Origin of the sequence: Caballeronia glathei (assembly GCF_000698595.1) — a bacterium.
GTDB classification, from domain to species: Bacteria; Pseudomonadota; Gammaproteobacteria; order Burkholderiales; family Burkholderiaceae; genus Caballeronia; species Caballeronia glathei.
In genome coordinates this window covers 1-16360 of record NZ_JFHC01000109.1, presented here as the reverse complement: position 1 = coordinate 16360, position 16360 = coordinate 1, and the positions used below count along the sequence as shown (strand labels likewise).

General features: G+C 59.7%; 16 protein-coding genes and 3 pseudogenes. 11 read left to right on the top strand and 8 right to left on the bottom strand.

Going from position 1 to position 16360, the window contains the following annotated elements:
• Window positions 1-177: pseudogene (locus tag BG61_RS40870) on the bottom strand (alcohol dehydrogenase catalytic domain-containing protein); the annotation flags it as partial.
• 269 nt (window positions 178-446) lie between these two features.
• On the opposite strand from BG61_RS40870, the gene BG61_RS35515 reads away from it, so the two are divergent.
• The 3 genes from BG61_RS35515 to BG61_RS35505 are packed head-to-tail and all read left to right on the top strand — an operon-like array spanning window position 447 to window position 1499.
• The gene (locus BG61_RS35515; RefSeq protein ID WP_051673016.1) at window positions 447-797 is read left to right on the top strand and encodes a CsbD family protein; all 351 of its coding nucleotides are present in this window, start codon (window positions 447-449) and stop codon (window positions 795-797) included.
• 13 nt (window positions 798-810) lie between these two features.
• Window positions 811-1185: a phage holin family protein gene (locus tag BG61_RS35510; RefSeq protein WP_035942821.1), complete on the top strand. Its 375-nt coding sequence runs from the start codon at window positions 811-813 to the stop codon at window positions 1183-1185.
• On the top strand, window positions 1182-1499 hold the full coding sequence (locus BG61_RS35505; RefSeq protein WP_233469200.1) for a hypothetical protein: 318 nt from the start codon (window positions 1182-1184) through the stop codon (window positions 1497-1499). Before BG61_RS35510 ends, BG61_RS35505 begins: the two co-directional genes overlap by 4 nt.
• A gap of 139 nt (window positions 1500-1638) precedes the next feature.
• On the opposite strand, the gene BG61_RS35500 is transcribed toward BG61_RS35505, so the two are convergent.
• Window positions 1639-1983, bottom strand: a complete 345-nt coding sequence (locus tag BG61_RS35500; protein ID WP_035942825.1) for a response regulator — start codon at window positions 1981-1983, stop codon at window positions 1639-1641.
• 979 nt (window positions 1984-2962) lie between these two features.
• Here BG61_RS35500 and BG61_RS44435 point away from each other — a divergent pair.
• Window positions 2963-3328, top strand: a complete 366-nt coding sequence (locus tag BG61_RS44435) for an ElaB/YgaM/YqjD family protein (RefSeq protein WP_035942820.1) — start codon at window positions 2963-2965, stop codon at window positions 3326-3328.
• 361 nt (window positions 3329-3689) lie between these two features.
• Here BG61_RS44435 and BG61_RS35490 read toward each other — a convergent pair whose 3' ends face one another.
• The 3 genes from BG61_RS35490 to BG61_RS35485 all read right to left on the bottom strand — a co-directional run bounded on the left by BG61_RS35490 (window position 3690) and on the right by BG61_RS35485 (window position 5091).
• Window positions 3690-3917: a hypothetical protein gene (locus BG61_RS35490; protein ID WP_035942819.1), complete on the bottom strand. Its 228-nt coding sequence runs from the start codon at window positions 3915-3917 to the stop codon at window positions 3690-3692.
• Between the two features lie 63 nt (window positions 3918-3980).
• Entirely contained in the window at window positions 3981-4400 is a 420-nt protein-coding gene (locus BG61_RS43475; protein WP_169743337.1) for a hypothetical protein, read from the bottom strand.
• 415 nt (window positions 4401-4815) lie between these two features.
• Window positions 4816-5091, bottom strand: coding sequence for a hypothetical protein (locus tag BG61_RS35485; protein ID WP_035942817.1), 276 nt, complete (start codon window positions 5089-5091; stop codon window positions 4816-4818).
• 193 nt (window positions 5092-5284) lie between these two features.
• On the opposite strand from BG61_RS35485, the pseudogene BG61_RS45135 reads away from it, so the two are divergent.
• Together BG61_RS45135 and BG61_RS45130 are read left to right on the top strand one after the other, a co-directional pair.
• Window positions 5285-5359, top strand: a pseudogene (locus BG61_RS45135) (DUF1643 domain-containing protein); the annotation flags it as partial.
• A complete protein-coding gene (locus tag BG61_RS45130) occupies window positions 5346-5690 on the top strand; it encodes a DUF1643 domain-containing protein (RefSeq protein ID WP_411776662.1) in 345 nt (114 codons plus the stop codon). The pseudogene BG61_RS45135 and the gene BG61_RS45130, both read left to right, overlap by 14 nt.
• Before the next feature lie 771 nt (window positions 5691-6461).
• Here BG61_RS45130 and phaP read toward each other — a convergent pair.
• From phaP to BG61_RS35470, 3 genes are all read right to left on the bottom strand, one after another.
• Window positions 6462-7037: a TIGR01841 family phasin gene (gene phaP, locus BG61_RS35480; protein WP_035942816.1), complete on the bottom strand. Its 576-nt coding sequence runs from the start codon at window positions 7035-7037 to the stop codon at window positions 6462-6464.
• Between the two features lie 1340 nt (window positions 7038-8377).
• Entirely contained in the window at window positions 8378-9181 is an 804-nt protein-coding gene (gene phaZ, locus BG61_RS35475) for a poly(3-hydroxyalkanoate) depolymerase (protein ID WP_233469199.1), read from the bottom strand.
• 371 nt (window positions 9182-9552) lie between these two features.
• Entirely contained in the window at window positions 9553-11202 is a 1650-nt protein-coding gene (locus BG61_RS35470) for a hybrid sensor histidine kinase/response regulator (protein ID WP_051673015.1), read from the bottom strand.
• A gap of 565 nt (window positions 11203-11767) precedes the next feature.
• Between BG61_RS35470 and BG61_RS35465 the strand changes: the two are divergent.
• The 5 genes and pseudogenes from BG61_RS35465 to BG61_RS43055 all read left to right on the top strand — a co-directional run.
• Window positions 11768-12464: pseudogene (locus BG61_RS35465) on the top strand (YrzE family protein); the annotation flags it as partial.
• Between the two features lie 15 nt (window positions 12465-12479).
• A complete protein-coding gene (locus tag BG61_RS35460; protein ID WP_325099857.1) occupies window positions 12480-12989 on the top strand; it encodes a YsnF/AvaK domain-containing protein in 510 nt (169 codons plus the stop codon).
• A gap of 87 nt (window positions 12990-13076) precedes the next feature.
• Window positions 13077-13952, top strand: coding sequence for a YsnF/AvaK domain-containing protein (locus BG61_RS35455; RefSeq protein ID WP_035942813.1), 876 nt, complete (start codon window positions 13077-13079; stop codon window positions 13950-13952).
• 761 nt (window positions 13953-14713) lie between these two features.
• On the top strand, window positions 14714-14899 hold the full coding sequence (locus BG61_RS43750; protein ID WP_035942811.1) for an ATP-dependent DNA ligase: 186 nt from the start codon (window positions 14714-14716) through the stop codon (window positions 14897-14899).
• 74 nt (window positions 14900-14973) lie between these two features.
• On the top strand, window positions 14974-15135 hold the full coding sequence (locus BG61_RS43055; RefSeq protein WP_161783724.1) for a hypothetical protein: 162 nt from the start codon (window positions 14974-14976) through the stop codon (window positions 15133-15135).
• The last annotated feature ends 1225 nt before the right edge of the window (window positions 15136-16360 follow it).

Below are 16360 nucleotides of genomic sequence, written 5' to 3'. Positions count from 1 at the left end.
TCCCATGATGTCCCCGGATTCCATCCCAGGCATGAAACCATCGAAAAGGTGCAAATCCGAGCCGCAGATCGCGCAGGTCGAAACCTTGATAATTGCATCGCGCGGATGCTCAATCTTCGGGTCGGGGACTGTATCGCAGCGAATGTCTTTCTTTCCTTGCCATCTAAGCGCCTTCATGCTTCCCTCCGAGCCGTTCGCAAGGTTACCGTTCGGCAGCGAAACGTGACGGCGCGGCATCGGACGGCGATTTTCAGTCAGCAATCAATGTTCCGCGTGGGCGCACTTGTCACCGGCGGTCGTCTTCGACCAACGCGAACACCCGTCATCATCGGCGTCCGAGCCGCGGCAGCCGAGCGGTGACCCAGTCTTTCCCCCTGACGTATTCCTAGGTTCTCTAGGCACAACACCTGCTCACTCGCGATTTGCGATAACCGGAGTAACGAGAAATGGACACGAACAAAATGGAGGAGGCTGCTCACGAAGCGACGGGCACGCTCCGGCAGGCTGTGGGCAATGTGGTTGACGACGCTTCAACAGCGGCTGCCGGCAAAGCCGGTGAGTTGCGCGAGAAGGCGAAAACGCTTTGCTCGGACACTTCGACGTTGGTGCGCACCCGAACTGCGGAAAGCCCGTTGGTCGCGTTGGGTATCGCTGCACTGATCGGATTTCTGGTGGGAGTGATGCGAGGCAGCGGCCGCACGACGTCGAATACGCCTGGGGCGCGTCGACGTGTACAACACGAGGTGCCGAAGGACTTACCAGACCGTCTCCGGAGCAAACTGGGATGGAGTACGTAGAAGGGAGCTAGCCATGACGGTTCAATCGAAGATCGCGCGGTGGCGAAACGTCGGTCGCTTGTTGTCACGACGCATCTGGGATTATAGCGAGCTGTTTCGGATCGAAATGGCTGAAACGAAGTCCCGATTGCTGCACGAAGTCGTCGCCCTAGTGGTATTGGCAATCGGCGCACTCTTCACGCTCTCCTTTTTTTGTATCGCCGTAATCATTACTGCGGCCGGTTCACCGTACTTCGTTGCCGTGGCGTGGGGCGTCGCCGCGGTGTGGCTGCTCGTGACACTCGTCGCCGGCATCTTGATGCGTTCCCGTCATCCCGCCGAACCGTTCCAAACCTTGCGAACAGAAATTGAGCGTGACTTGGAAGCGGTCAAGGAGTCAAACACATGAGAGACGCGGAAGTCAAAAACATGAGATACGCGGACGCACAATCCATTGTGCTCGCACGTATGGCAGAGACGCGCGCGGAATTTCAGGCGATAAGCAACGAACTTGCGCCGGCCCGTACTCCTCGGAGATCGCGCGTCGCGACTGACGTCGGGCCGTGGCTGCTGAGAACGCCGAATGCAGTTCTCATTGCAGCCCTGCTCGTTGGCGTGGTCGTTCTTGGGCCGAAGCGAGCGATTCGCACGGCGCTGCAGGCCGGACTGAGCACCTGGACGACCCGGACGGTCGCCGCGCTTGCGGACTCGATAAAGTATTGACCGAATAGCGGCAAGTTTAATGGGCCGGTTATAGGCATCCTTGAAATGATGCGTCTAGTCGGAATGCCCGCCATTCTCGCTCAGATAGCTGAACACGTCGCCGAGAACATGCTGGAGCCGTCGAGGATTTTAGATCTCGTCAACACCCCCTTATCGCGTGCTCCAAGGTCTCCTGCAAAATCGGCTTTACCAGATATCCGTCAAACGTCTCCAGCTCCTCACCGCTTAGATTTGCGTGCCCGGTCACGGCAACCACGCACGCGTTAGCATTTATGCTTGCAACCCGAATTCGTTGGCAAAGTTCTCGTCCGTCGGCGTCCGGAAGGCCGATATCGAGGAAGATAGCGTCATATGCGTTTGCACCGGTAAGGGCCAGTGCCGAGCGCCCATCATACGCAACCTCAGCATCGTGGCCATTTGAGGCCGCAGGAGCTGCGAAAGCGTCGGCAAGCCGAGGGTCGTCTTCGATGAATAGAATGCGCATAATCGGCTCCCATATGAACTTCGCGACGTCTCGACTCGACGCCGCTCCGGGCGTCAAGATGGCGGGCTCGTGCCACACGCCCTCGTCGATGGGCGCCTTCGGCCGTCGACACGCGATTCCGTGCCCCCGATCCTTGCACGATACCGCACCAATTTCCGCATATGGTTTCCATGCGCAGCCTTCGTACCTGACCGAAGTTCTCTAAACTAATTGTCTTCCCGAGCGTCCCCTGCATTTTAGACGTCTGAGACAGACCTTCTCGTCGAACGTGCCGGTTAGGGGTAGGCCCGCGGACCTGCGTCAATCCTTGCCCGACACCACAGTTGGGCAAGGCATCCGTCTCACAATTCCGATCTTGAGCGGATTGAGAACGCTATCCCCTACGGTGCTCTGCTGCAACCCGCCGAGGGACAACGAAGGACTCTCTTCACGGTCGACGTGGACGCCTCCAGCGGCACAAGGCGATATAGCACGCGCACAAAGGGCCTAGGCCACCACCTACATGCTTTTCAGACAAGCTCGACTTATGCAATCAGAGGCCATCGTGGAAGCTGACAGCACGGACTTCAACACCGATGGAGGAACTGAAATGCCTTATTTACTTGGCTGGTTGCTTGGCGTACCCGTGGTCGTTCTCGTTATCCTTTTTTTACTATTTCATTGAATCCATCGCGAGGTGCTCGCCGACTTCGACGTGTGCTACGCCTCCCTCACGCGGGGCCGCTTTCACCGCTCTGCTTGCGTGGCGTTGTAGATTTCACCGGCGGTAACCGCAGGCAATGCCAGCAAGTCTAGCGGGCAGCGCGGGTCATTGAGCTCGCGCGGCGGCTTGCTTGATGAATGCATTGCGCAAGCGGGGCGCAGAGTGCTGCTTCTCCGTCGCTCCAAGACCGTCGGGCGGAACGGTTGTTGCGGGATGATGCGTGGATGACTGGTGACGGCGGTTGGGGCCGTCTGCACGTTCGTTAAAGGAGGACTTATGGACAGCGAGAAGTCCGGTTATGAAGGGCTACCAGAGGGACCGGTGCTCGCGCGCACCGAGGTCGCGAAGGCGATGGACGCGGCAACCAGTGCGCCATCCGGCGAAGGAGATAGCAGCGGTCTGGCGGTGCTCGCGCAGCCGCTCGTCACCGGGTCCGAAGGCAAGGGCAGCACGTTCATGCCGCCAGGGAAAAGCACACTCACCGTGGCGAGGGAGACGTTCTCAGATACCCAGGACATGATCCGCGCAAAATGCCGCGTGGTGTCCGAATCCACCGATGACTTCGTCCACGATAGCCCATGGAAGGCGATTGCGATGGCGGCGCTGGGCGGAATCATTGTCGGCATGCTGGCCGCGCGCTGACGACAACAAGCGGCAGTTGGCTAGGCGGAGCGCCGGGGCAGGCGGTGGCTTCCTTCAAACGCATGATCGAAGTCCTGTCGATAATACAAAGAGCGTTCGGCCCCGCAGGCCGCGCGGGCGTATGTGTGCGACTCGTGTGCTTGCACGGAGCTCAGAGGAAAGTAACGCCGCGCGCGATTTCGACAGGCCACATTGCCGCCGTTCGCCGCATTACCTCGTCGAAGCAATGGCCGATGATCCCGCCGCGGACCAACGGGCGATGCGGCGAGAGCCCTCGCATCCGCCTTGTGGCTCAGATTTGCGAAGCGGAAACAGTCGGGTTAAGTCGCTCGTTGCTCGAGGCTCCTCGCGGAAATTAGCGCTACGTGTCCCGCTCGGTCAGATCCCCGCATCCAAGTTCGGCATGCTCGTGGGCATGAGTGATCGTACGGAGCAATTCGTAGTGCGCGCTTTCGCCCGTGCGCAGAGGCAGGAAATAGTCGCCGACGAGGCAGATAACTTCAAATCCGGAGTTAGCCGTGCCGTCTTTGACGACCTTATAGATACCCGACATTTGAACTGTTTGGCCTGGCTTGTAATGCTGTTCCATATTGCCCCCTAAAGGGAACGCATTGGGTGGTCCCGCCGGGTGCGGCGGGCTTCCTCTCAACGCTCACAAAGTCGTGTTACGGGAGCCGGAACTCAACCGCCCCGTCGAAGCTTCACCATGGTCTGTATTGTAGTCGCCTGCGTCGCCGCTTTCGCTGTGGCGCGCGACTGAGGCCCTGTCGCTTCCGTGGGTGGCGTTGCCGCGGCCAGTTGTAATCCAGGTGCCCCCAGGCACCGCGCGATCAACGATATCGCGAAGCACGGGCAAAGGGCGGCCTCGTTTCGAAGTGCCGACGAGAAGATGGGCTCCGCTCGCGTCAACCTCCACCGACGCCCTGAACCACCTTGCCTGTGCCGCCGCATATGCGCATTCCTCAACATCATTCGTGCCAGAACCTTTGCAGGCCTGGCACAGGTCCTCACCAGTGCCAGGCGTGCCGGGCTCGGCTTCATCGCCGGGCTTGAGGGGAAATTCTTGAGCCATGGGGTATTCTCCTACGTAGCGAGCGAAAGGGAGCTTTTGATAAGCCCGCGTCATTCAGCAGTCGAACGCATAATGCATGAACAGATTCATCAAGATAGGACTGACGACCCCACCTTGTGGCCTCCCACTCTCTCGACGCGATGCGCCAGTCAGATTCGAGGCGGAGGTCACCGTGCTTGCCAAGCACGTCGTCGCAACGCTGCCAGGTGCGGCCGACGAGCGGATTTTGATAAATCAACGTCAACTCGTTAGTGAACAGCGAAAGCGCAAAGGAGTGGCTACAGTGAGAATGGGAAAATCGAGTACCTCGTTGCTTCCCACAGTAACCTCTCACTCGGGGCGTCCGGGCGAGCTGCCCAATCTGGCGCGCGTCGGCGTGACGAGGCGGATTCTCCCGAGTGCCATTATGAAACCCTTAGCTGAGCCCTCGGGCCGCGTCGAAGTCGGTGATACGCATGCGTCCCATCTGTTCGCCAGCGTCGAGAGCAGCCTTGACTGAGGCGAAATAATGATTTTGCGGGGCGATTTCTTCCGATGTCTCGACGAACAAGTTGCCCGTCAGGGCTTTGTCGTCGACTCGTCTGATGGCGAAGCGAACCGTGTAGCCAGTAACTACGTTGGGGCTCACAAGGCATTTACGCTCTGCGGTGATCGCGACGGCGTACTCACCAATGGTCAGATCGCGGTGCATGAGGGTCTCTCTTGCTATTGGTCGCGAAACTCATCATTACGCTTGCATCACGACCGCCGTCTGTTCAATAACGAACGTAAAAAGAGCGGCCCGGGAGCCAACGCATGAAATACCTTGTCTGTCAATACCTCGCGGGCGAGCGCGGCGCATACATCAGCGGCTGCGACCAGACCGGTAGCATCTCTGGCGCGAGTGGAACCGCAGCCTGCCGACGCTCGCCTTCCTGATGCTGAACCCATCGGGCGCTGATCTCCTTGCGGACGATCCTACGATCAGGCGCCGCCCCGATAGCGCGGTGGTCTGCGAAGTATGGGCGGTTGGAGGTAGCGAACCTGTACGCGCTGCGCTCGACCGACCCTGCCGCACGGTGGCAGCACGCCGATCCGGCCGGACGTGACAACGACGACCCACTATATAGAGTTGGCGCTGGCGCTTGGAATCGTGGTATGTCCGCGGGGCGGCAATGCGCGCGCCGATCGCATTGTCGCAGTCGTCATCCTACAGCGCGACTCAGGCGCGACGCTTACTTGCCTCGTACATCGGGTGTCGAGGCGGGCTCCACGGCAATCCGCCGCTTATTGAATTCAGGGCGGCGATAGCGTGCGAGGACATAGCGTAATGCGATCAGGAATCGAGCACTCGGTTTCTCTTGAGTAGGGCGCTGATCGCCAATTTTGCTGGTGCCGACTCCGACTCTAGAGTTTCATCGATTGACTCAAGCCGCGATCTTTTCTATCGGGAGCTAAAGGATATTCCGGCGAGCGGACACCGCACGACGACCCGTAGCGCCCTGGGAGTGAATTGTGGACTTGTTGACTCACTGATCTCGCAATGCTCGGCTGTTCGGTGCTTGAGGGCGTCGCGGTTGGAGGACGGACTCGACGCCCTCCATGCGGTCGGCACCCGTGAAAGCGCGTTCACTGTTATTGGCAGAGGCACACGCAGTGCCGACTAGCCCCAAGGTTTGCGCGTTACGTTGTCTGCAGGTGCTCTTTTGTCAGTACGCCTTCTTCGGTCCGCTTCCTGAGGCGGGGGAATCCATCCCTCCCTGCTCCATCTGCTTTTGAGAGTTGCCCGCGCCCTTTCCCATGGTGCTCGCACCCGACGCCCCGGACGGTGAGCCCGTAGTACCGCTGGCGTTCGGCGTTCACTTTTTCAGGTGGAGCATCTGTCCGGTGGCCTATGGGCCCTGCGGCGCGACGCCGCCCGCGAAGCTTGAGTCACCGAATGTGGCCTCCACTCCGTCGCCAAACGTCGTGAAAATCGCCGATGCGGCGGAGTCCGCGATCCGGTTTGGGCGCCTGTGAAACCGGCCCGCATACAGCGGGCCGGAATGAGGCGAACCAACACATCACGGCAGGGGCACGCTGTCAGCGCTTAGCGCCGGACTTTGAGGAGCGCGTCACCCTTTCGGTTGCATCTTCGAGATCCTCCGCTGCGTTGTAAGACGCCTCGACTGTGGACCGCATGACATCGGTGTTCGCATCGGCCACATCGCTGGCAATTTCACGTGCGGCCAGCGCCGAACGGTCCGTGACGTCCGCCACCAATGCAGACGCCTTTTGCGAGGCCGATTGACCCTCCTGTAACGCCGATTCAAACGCGCCCTTCACGTTGATGCCGTACTTTTCATATTGGCTGCGCGCTTCGTTGAGAATGTCGGCTTCGGTCGCGCGGACAATCGAGAAGAAGTGCCGGCTGTACGCGGCTGCCTTTTCCGGGAGTTCGGCAAAAAGCGTCGATTCCCAGCTGATAAAGTCGCCCGGTTTGGCAGCGGTCCCGGCGTTCGCCACTGAGCTGCTCTCCTCCCATAGAGTCTTCACCGTCTGGACGTTCAATTCGGCTAATTGCTGGACACCACGGGCGTAGCGCTCGGTCACATTCATCAAGATTTGGAGATTGGCATTTGCAAATGACGAAGCCTGTTGAGGAAAATATGGAAACATTGAACACTCCTATAAAGGGAAGCTCGTTGACCCGGTAGATTCCGGACCTTCAGGCCTTTGTTGCACTACCAGAAACGCTTGATCCTTCGGCAGTCGGCACCATTGTCGAACTCTTGTTTTATAGTTGTTTCGTTCTTTACTCGTGGATCGCGTGGCCGCTTAGGCAAGGGGTGGCAGTAAGATCGCCTACTAACCCTCACCACTTTGGAGCACAAGCCAGCCACACGCGCGATCTGTTCTCCGGATCCAGGGCGCACGCTTTGCCGCTGCCGCCGCGACCTGCGCAACGACCGACTGCCGGGCTGAAGGTCGCAAGCCTCGTGCCTCGCCCGATTGCCATGCCCGTGCGGACGCGAGGGATCAGGAACGCGTCCCCCGCTGCCGGGTGGGGGCGGATACGCGGGGCGCTTCTCCCGGCGGCAGGTCCACACCCTCGTTGCGGGTCCGTGCGCTGACACCGCCGGGCGCGACCATGTCGTGCTGACGTAGGTCATTGAGAAAGACCGCTGCCGTACGAGCATGGGCCGACAATCGGCGGGCGACCCCGCGAGAGCGAGTGGCCGTTGGACGGAGAAAGGCCGCTGCCGTCCCCGCGCATGGAATAACGGCAACGAGTCCGATAAGTGCCTATTGAAGAAGCAGGAAGGTCAGAAAACGCGGTTGGGTTACTCTGTCGCCAGCATCGTGCGTCTGCATCGACGTGACACGCAGCAGCACGCGTAGATTCGCTTTGCCGCCGCGCTCAGGCGCCCTGCGACCGTCAGCTGATAGTCGATGAAAAGCTCGCGCATTACGCCGGCGGTGGCGTCACAACAGAAGGAGGACTCTATTGCAAACCACCCACTAACGGTATTCATCGACGGTCCGACCGACTATACATACGTCTGGATACGCGATCACGGCTGGAAGTTTGTTGGCCGGATCACTGACCGTAATAAATAGCGCCGCGCGACGCGAGCACCTCAGCGCGCAGTGTGTCGACGCAACGCCGGATCGTGGCACGCGAGCGGACAACGCAATGGACAGCCGCAGTAGCGCGCGGTTCCTGGAAAGCCGGCCCGGGCCGCCTGTTATGACCATGACGCTGGCCGGCAGTGGGCAACTCGCCAGGTGGGCGCACGACGTTTCCTCGACATTCGCTGTTTCATGAATGAGCGACGCCCGAGGCTACAAGGTCAAGGATGTGGGCTGCACCTGCCCTCGGAAAACCCTTGACTGACCGTCTCAGGCCGTGACTCGAACTCTGGACCAAGAGAAGCCTCGACGTTCGCTTCTACGGCAAAGCAGCCATTCTAGTCAGGCCGCCCCAGCACAAGGTCGTCGGATTGCCGATCGGCCGCTCAACCCGCCTCCCGCCGCAGGAAGTCGCGCACCACGTGAGCCACTCTACTCGTTTGCGTGACGAGGAAGAGATGGCCGTCCTCAATGACGTGAAGCGTCGAGTGGCGAATACGGGCGGCGAGAATCCGCGCGTTGACAAGCGGGACGATGGGATCGTCGTCGCCGTGCATGACGAGCGTCGGCTGGCGCAGGCGACCGAGCCAAGGCAGGCTGCTCCAGCCGCACAAGGCCAACAACTGATACACGTATCCACGGCCGCCGGGGGGCTGAATGTGGTGCCCGTGCTCCTTCAGCAATTCGGGATTGCGTCGGTACATGCCGCCATAGATATCGGCGCCGATCTTCTGTAGAAAAGCGGGGTCCCGATACCGGCGCGGTCCGATCATCTTGAAAAGGACTGAAAGCCGGGCCGGGACCATGATGACGCCCGGTGTGGTGGCGGCGAGCACAAGTCTTCGGCAACGCGACGGATAGCGACGCGCGAACTGCTGCGCAAGCGCTCCTCCCCACGACACACCGAGCACGTCGACGGGTCCGTCATAGCCCAGCTTTGAGAGCAGCTTGTCGGTCAGTACCGACAACTTCGAGAAGCGATATGGCGCACGCGGCGCGGGAGACCAGCCCACGCCCGGAATATCGAAGATAACGACTTCCACGTCGCCAAGTGCCTCGATAAACGGTTCGAGCAGTTCGAGATTGGCACCGATGCCGTTGAACAAGACGAGCGGCGGCGAAGCAGCGCTGCCGCTCCGAATGCCGACGCGGAGCAGTTGACCGTCCAGATCGACCGACTGGATTTCCATGGTACGCACAGGTTTAGCAATGGGTTGCATTGGATATATCGCAAAAGATGTAGACGGAACGCTTCACGATGGTGCCGGCGTTCCAAAAGCCCGGCGAGGCCACCCACTCTTTTAGTCGCAAAACGTGCCTTTAACCGCTAGATGACGGAGCGACGCGTCAGCACATGACGTCAGACCGTTGTGATCGGTTTAGGAGGCCCCGCTCGCTGAGGCAGTCGCCTCCGACGCGGACCTTCGGTCGTATTGCTCTGGCTACGCGAGGCGCCGCGATTTCATTCTTATCTCCAGGCACCCCGCCGTCGGTAAAGAGAGTAAGTCGACGCGTCGGTCACTTCTCAGCGTCTAGATCGCCTCTCGGCTCTTGCTCGGCGTCAGGACCGAGCAGTCGATGCTTCGCTGGAGTTCCCGCCGTCGCAAGAAGAATCTCCTTCATCGAGGACGGAGAGAGCCGTTTCGCTCGTGGGCTCAGGGACGCTGCTGCGCTCGTCGACATTTCCTCCGGCAACGGGTAGGTAGAGGCTCACCGTCGTTCCCGCACCCGGTTCGCTTTCGATACAAACTTCCCCACAGCTCTGAGTAATGAAGCCGTACACCTGGCTCAAGCCCAGACCGGTTCCTTTTTCCGGGTCTTTCGTCGTAAAAAATGGCTCCCAAACACGCTTGGCCACGTCCGGAGACATGCCGCAGCCCGTATCGATGACGCTCACCTGCACATATTGACCGGCGGGCAGAGTTCCAATTTGTCCGTCAGTAGAAAGATCCACGTCGTTGACCTGAACCCGGATGCTACCTGGCCCCGACAGGGCGTCCCGGGCGTTCACTACGAGATTCAGCAGCGCCGTCTCAAAGCGTGCGACGTCGACCCGCACTGGCCGGACACTGGAACTTGCCTCTATTCGGAGATCGACCGATGATGGCGCTGCGTGCCGCAAAACCGGTTCAAACCTTTCGATGACGGAAGTTAGTTCAAAGTGTCCCGGTTCCAGCGGTCGCTGACGTGCGAAGGACAGCAACTGCCGCGACAAGGTAGCTCCGTGATCGACCGTCCGTCGCATCGAATCCAGCATTTTCAAGCTGAGGTGATTTGGCTGCTGAGTCATGAGGAATTCAATGCCGCTCGACATGACCGCCAGCAGATTGTTGAAGTCGTGGGCGATCTCACCGGTCAATTGCCCGAAGGCTTCCATCTTCTGTGCCTGATGGAGCTCTGCATTGGCGCGTTCAAGCGCGTCGACACTATTCTTTCGCTCGCTGATGTCGCGCGTGATCTTGGCATACCCTACTAGGTCGCCAGCCTCATTCCGAATGGCATCGACCACGACCTGTGCCCAGAACCGCGAGCCGTCTTTGCGCACGCGCCAGCCTTCCTGTTCCGAGCGCCCTTCTTTCAAGGCGCGATTCAGGGTTGCCGCGGGCATGCCGTTGTTCTGATCGTCTGTCGTATAGAAACATGAGAAGTGCTGACCGACGATCTCTGGTTCCTTGTATCCCTTGATCCGTTCAGCTCCCGAGTTCCAGTTCGTCACGACGCCTTCTGGCGAAAGAATGCACAGCGCATAGTCCGTCACGCCCTGCACGAGCAGACGGAAGCGCTCCTCGCTCTGCCGCAGAGCCTCCTGCGAGAGCTTGCGCTCGGTAATGTCACGTGTGATCTTGACGAAGCCGATGTGCGCACCGTATTCGTCGCGTACCGGATTGATAACGACGCTGGCCCAGAACCGTGTGCCAACCTTGCGCACACGCCAGCCCTCCTGCTCAAATGTACCTTCCCGCAGCGCTATGTCGAGCGCACGCTGTGGCAGCCCCGTTGCCCGATCGTCATCGATGTAAAACAATGAAAAATGTTGGCCAATTACTTCTTCCGGGGAATACCCTGTGAAGCGCTGCGCACCCGCGTTCCAACTGCTGACGTAACCCGCTACATCGAGTAGATAGATCGCATAGTCCCGCGCACCGGATATCAATGCTTCAAAGTGCTTCTCCGACATTAGCCCGGCGAAGGGATGTGCGCAGCTGTCCATATTTTCTCCTGAGCCGACCTGGCCCACCTGCGGTCGAAATCGTTTTCTAGCCAGAATTGCATGAGCACGGCATCGTCGGAACTCGTTCGCTCTTGCCGCGCGCTGGCGCAGCCGCATTACCTATCAGACAACGACGTGCATGCACGTAGCCTCTAAGCGCAGTGCGCCGCGCACCATCGGTGCTGAATGTCGCCGGCAACAGCGGGGCCGTTCTACCTTGAAACCAACGGACCAAGGGAAACGCCGATGCACCAGTCGCGCCACCTCTCGTGGCCCGGCGCTGCAATTCGTTCTGTCGAATGAATTTCATTTTAATGTCGGGTGGTTCGTCGTAACCCTCTCTCGACGGGAGGGGCGGTCGGGTGCGCGGCCGAAAGCGCCGCAACCTTGCTCGCGACTTTCCTTCTGGTCGACCTCTGCAAACCGTAAGCACCTACAACAATCACCGACTGCGAAAGCTGCGAAGAGAACTCTGGGGGAGGCGGCATACCGCTTGCGTATGTTCGATGTGCTGTCGGATGCCCTGCAAATGGCGCGCTACTTAACATCCTGGAGCCATCCCATAATGAAACTTCTCACGACTCACTACGGCCTTCCCCGCCTGTCATGGGGTTCGATCATCGCGGGCGTGATTCTGTCGATGATCGTCTATCTCGTGATGAGCGTGCTCGGCACCGCAGTCGGAGCGTCACTGCTCGCGCCGTTGTCGAGACCCGACCCACTGCAAGGCTTTGGCTTCGGCTCGGGGGTATGGGTAATCGTCACGACAGTCATTGCAGTCTTCGTCGGCTCATACTACGCCCGACGCTGTGCGCCGGTCCTCGGCTGGTTGCACGGTCTTCTGGCCCGGGGCCGTGATGACGCTTTTCATCGTCTATGGGATGACTTCCGCGGTCACTGGCGCCGTCAGTACTGCGGGCAGTGTCGCGGCGACTAGCGCACAGGTCGCGGCGACCTCAGCGAATCATTCGGGCAATGCGAGTTCGTTGGTCGATTCTGCGAAACAGCAAGTGCAGGCGGCGGTCGCCTCGGCGGTGTCAGCAGCATCCGGCCCTGAGGCCGAACAGAAAGCGCGCGAAACCGCCGACAGTGCGGCTCGCAGCGTCGCGCGGGCGAGTTGGTTTTCCTTCGCGGCACTCATTGTGGGCGCGATTATCGCAATCGTCTCGGCAGGCGCGGGCTTTCGTCATCAGCCGCCGCTGGAAGAAAGCGGGGGCCCTGCGACACGTGCGGAGGTCGCCTCGGCGCGCGGTCGCACGGTGCTCAGACAAGGGCGCATGCGATTCCGGCCCACCGGTTGCTCGCCGGATGGTGGCTTGCTCAGATTGGAGATAGCGATGAGTGCGGATGACAACCCTGAAAACGCCCACGCGCCGGCCGACCCGCCCGACGAGGTCCTCCTGTCGGCGATCGAGGAAAAGCTCACGGTCGGCGTGAGGACCACGGAGACCGGGTCTGTGCGCGTTCGCAAGTTCGTGCATGAAGAGATGCAGCCTGTCCGGATCCGATTGCGCAGCGAGCACGTCGAAGTTCGGCGCGTGCCGATCAACCGGCCGGTCGAAGCGCGAACCCAGACGCGACGCGAAGGCAACACGCTAGTCGTCCCCGTTTTTGAGTATGTGCCGGTTGTCAAAATGCAACTCACGCTGAAGGAAGAGGTGCATATCACGACGACGGAAATCGTTGAGGACGTCGAGCATCAAGTCCTTACTAACTCCGAGGAGTTAGTGGTCGAGCGTCGGGAGGGCGCGAGCGGGGAGTGGAAGCCCGAACCAAGCGCCGATTAGCGTCGAATCGGGAACGTGCGTTGCGTACGCTTGGACACGCGAATCAAATCTCGGCTCGCGTATCCCTTTTCCCTTGGAGATCCCGTCATGACTCAGACTGTTATTGGTGTATTTGACTCATTTCAAGAGGCACAGACCGCTCAAACGCGCCTCGAAGCGGAAGGCATCGCACGCACGGATATGACCGTCCACGCGGCGGACGCTGCGCCGTCGCCTCGCGCGCCCATGGCTCGCAGGGATGCCGCGACGACGGAGGTCGAAACCAGCCGAGCCGCAGGCGACGCACACGAAGGCGTAGTGGACCGAGTCGAGCACTTCTTCAAGAACTTGTTTGGCGACGACGACCGGCCCGAAGAGATTGGCCATTACCAGGAAGCGGTCCGTCGCGGCAGCGCACTGCTTTCCGTTGAAGTAAGAGACGAGTCCGCTGTGGAGCGTGTGCGCGACGCCTTGTATGCGGCTGGCGCTATTGACATTGACTCGCGCGTCGCGCGGTGGCGCTCAACGGGTTACACCGCCTACGACCGAAACGCTGCTGCCTACACCGCGGACGAGATTGCCGATGAACGCAAGGCGTTTCCAGTCGTCCAGGAATCGCTTGAGGTCGGAAAACGCGAAGTTCAAACGGGTGGCGTTCGTGTCTACTCGCGCGTGACCGAAACGCCGGTAAGCGAGTCTGTCAGCCTCCGTGAAGAACACGCAACCATCGAGCGCAGAGCCGTAGACCGGCCCGCGACAGCGGCTGATATTAAGGAGGGTTTCGTCGAGATACGAGAGACGCAGGAAGAGCCCGTCATCGGCAAGACTGCACGCGTCGTCGAGGAGGTGGTAGTCGGCAAGGAAGCATCGAATAGGACCGAGACCGTCCACGATACCGTACGCGGCACAGAAGTAGAGGTCGAACGTACGACCGGTGCAGACGACCGCCGCGCTGTCACGCCACCAAGCAAAAAGCCGCTTTGAGCGCGAAGGAAGGCGGTAGCCGACCCGGGTCAACCAGTCGGCTCCGCCCTTCGCAGGGATACCCTGCGATGAATCAGAAGGCCTAGCACAGCTTCGTGTCGCCGTGCGTTCGGAGTTTCGACGTCACACAAGGCATTCAAATCGGCATCGCGATTTAATCGATCGTCATCGTGATCGCGTTCTACCTATGCCAACGACTCTAAGCTGTCAACACGAATGAGGACGATGATTTGCGTACACAAGATCAGCTGCGTACCCAAATCAAGAGTCAAGGAGACAAGCATGTGCTACGGAAAGCCCGACAAGATACTAGCCTACGTTTTGCAAGCAGACCCGCCTGCGCAGCACGAACTGGGGCACACGGCGATGGATGACTTCGCCACTTCTGCGCCTACTCAGGATGCATCGTCGGCGACGTCAGTCCCGAAGCCTACGCGTGGGCGAAGCTAGCCTATATCAGCGCGCGATTGCCGAAGACATGAGCGCTATCCCGCTAATCGACGCGGCGGACCTGATGCTGCCGACGCTCGCGTCTGCGCCGTTTTCGCATGAAGGGTGGCTTTTCGAACTGAAGTACCATGGCTCTCGCTCCCTCGTCCGAAAGGTTGGCGCATCGAGTTAATCTCGCGCCAATGTTCCTCCTTCGATCGCTCGTTCTCGGACAACATTGAGGCTGTCGCGAGCGTGCCGGGAGACTTCGTGTGGGATGCGGAGCTAGCGGCAGACGAGCCAACCGGCAGTCCTAATTAGAGCGCCTTCAGTTGCGCGCCCGCGCCATCTGGCCGATGCACGTGCGCGCCGTAGCGAAGCAACATCCTGCCCGCCTTTACGTGTTCGACGTGCTGGCGGCGGGCGGGCGTGACTTGCGGGCGCTTCCCTTGCTCGAGCGTAAGGAGTTGTTGCGCGACTCGTTCGATAACACGGACGTGCTCGTCTCGTTCGCATGATTGGCAAACGGTCAAGCATGCGGGCTACAGCCGACCGGCGGCGCTCGATTGGGGCCGCAAGAGGAGGTGAAGTGATGACCGACGACGAAGCGCTTGATGAGATCAATCAGAGGCTCGATGAAATTAAACGTATCTTCGCCGGAACGGGTGTATCCGGCGAATCGATTCGTACGCATGGTCCGCCCCGATTTCCTCGCGAAGGTAGTCTGAAAGAACAGGCGCCCAAGCCCCGATGATCAACTTTTTGCTAGGCCGCCCAGAAGGACCGCGCCATCCCATTCGAGCGTCGCGCGGTCCTTCCCTTCGACGGCTTCCGCTACCTGCCTGCCGTCGTAATGCGGTATGCATAGAACCATGTGGGCACACCGTTGTCGCGTGACCCAGCCGGCGCAGTCTGTCTGGCACCCGTCAAATGACCGCGGTGAAACAGTTCGAGCAGATCTCCGGAAAGTGCAGGACAACGCCTACTGGCTCGCGTCGACTTGATGGGCGCGCCTGTCGCGGCGACAAAGTCATTGAAGAAGGCCTCACTGCGTGTGCTGACGGTACCACCATATGCTCCTGAATTAATCGCGACGATGAGCCAATCGAGACGCTCTCTAAGCGGACTCGCGACGCGTCCATATGCCATCTTCACTCCCAGAGGATTGGTTCTTATTTAACTTTGAGAGCTTGCTCAACTTTCTGATAATACGTTCAGAGTGACGCCTCCGTCCCATTCGAGGGTGACCGGCGCGCCGGAAGACCGGCACGCCATCGTTTCGCCCTCGTGGTCGTCACCGATAAGGTGTATCGATCCCCGTCGTCCGCACCCAGCGCACCGGTAGGAATACAGGACGGGCTCATTGTTCATGCTAATTTGCTCCACGGGGTTATCCACCGTTGTCACGACCAGAATCGATAACGGTTTCATTTATTCACCCTCCAGTTGGATTTCCCGCTTGGAAGCCCGGAGGCGAGGCGATCTGTACGTTGCGACGGGCGGTTTTTCCGGTTCCGGGAGAACGTACGAAGCGGGTTCAAAATCGAAGCTAACATGCGAACCAGCCGAACGGACCATAGCCGTCAACAGGCCATTAACGTTATCGCGGCAATCTCCCGAACAAAAGTACATCAGGTCAAGAATAGGCTTGAGGCACGCCCACAGGATTGGACCTTGGTCCAATGCCGCCGGGGGCGATGACTTAATAACCAAGGACAGTACGTCTTTCTCCCGAGGACTATCTTTTCCAGGGGTCTTTCACTCGATCGGACGCGGGCGCCAAACCTGGGGTTGTCCGGCGTCCGATTGTTGAAGGACCGATCGCCCTTGAAATCGTCGTGAAGTGACATATGCTCCCATGATGTGCGCACTATGTGCTTTGCGCATCGACTTCGATTTACGAGGCCGCCGAAAGGCGCAACGCGGCCCGACACATCCGTAAAAGCGCCGACGCAGCGCACCCGTCACACTCCACACTC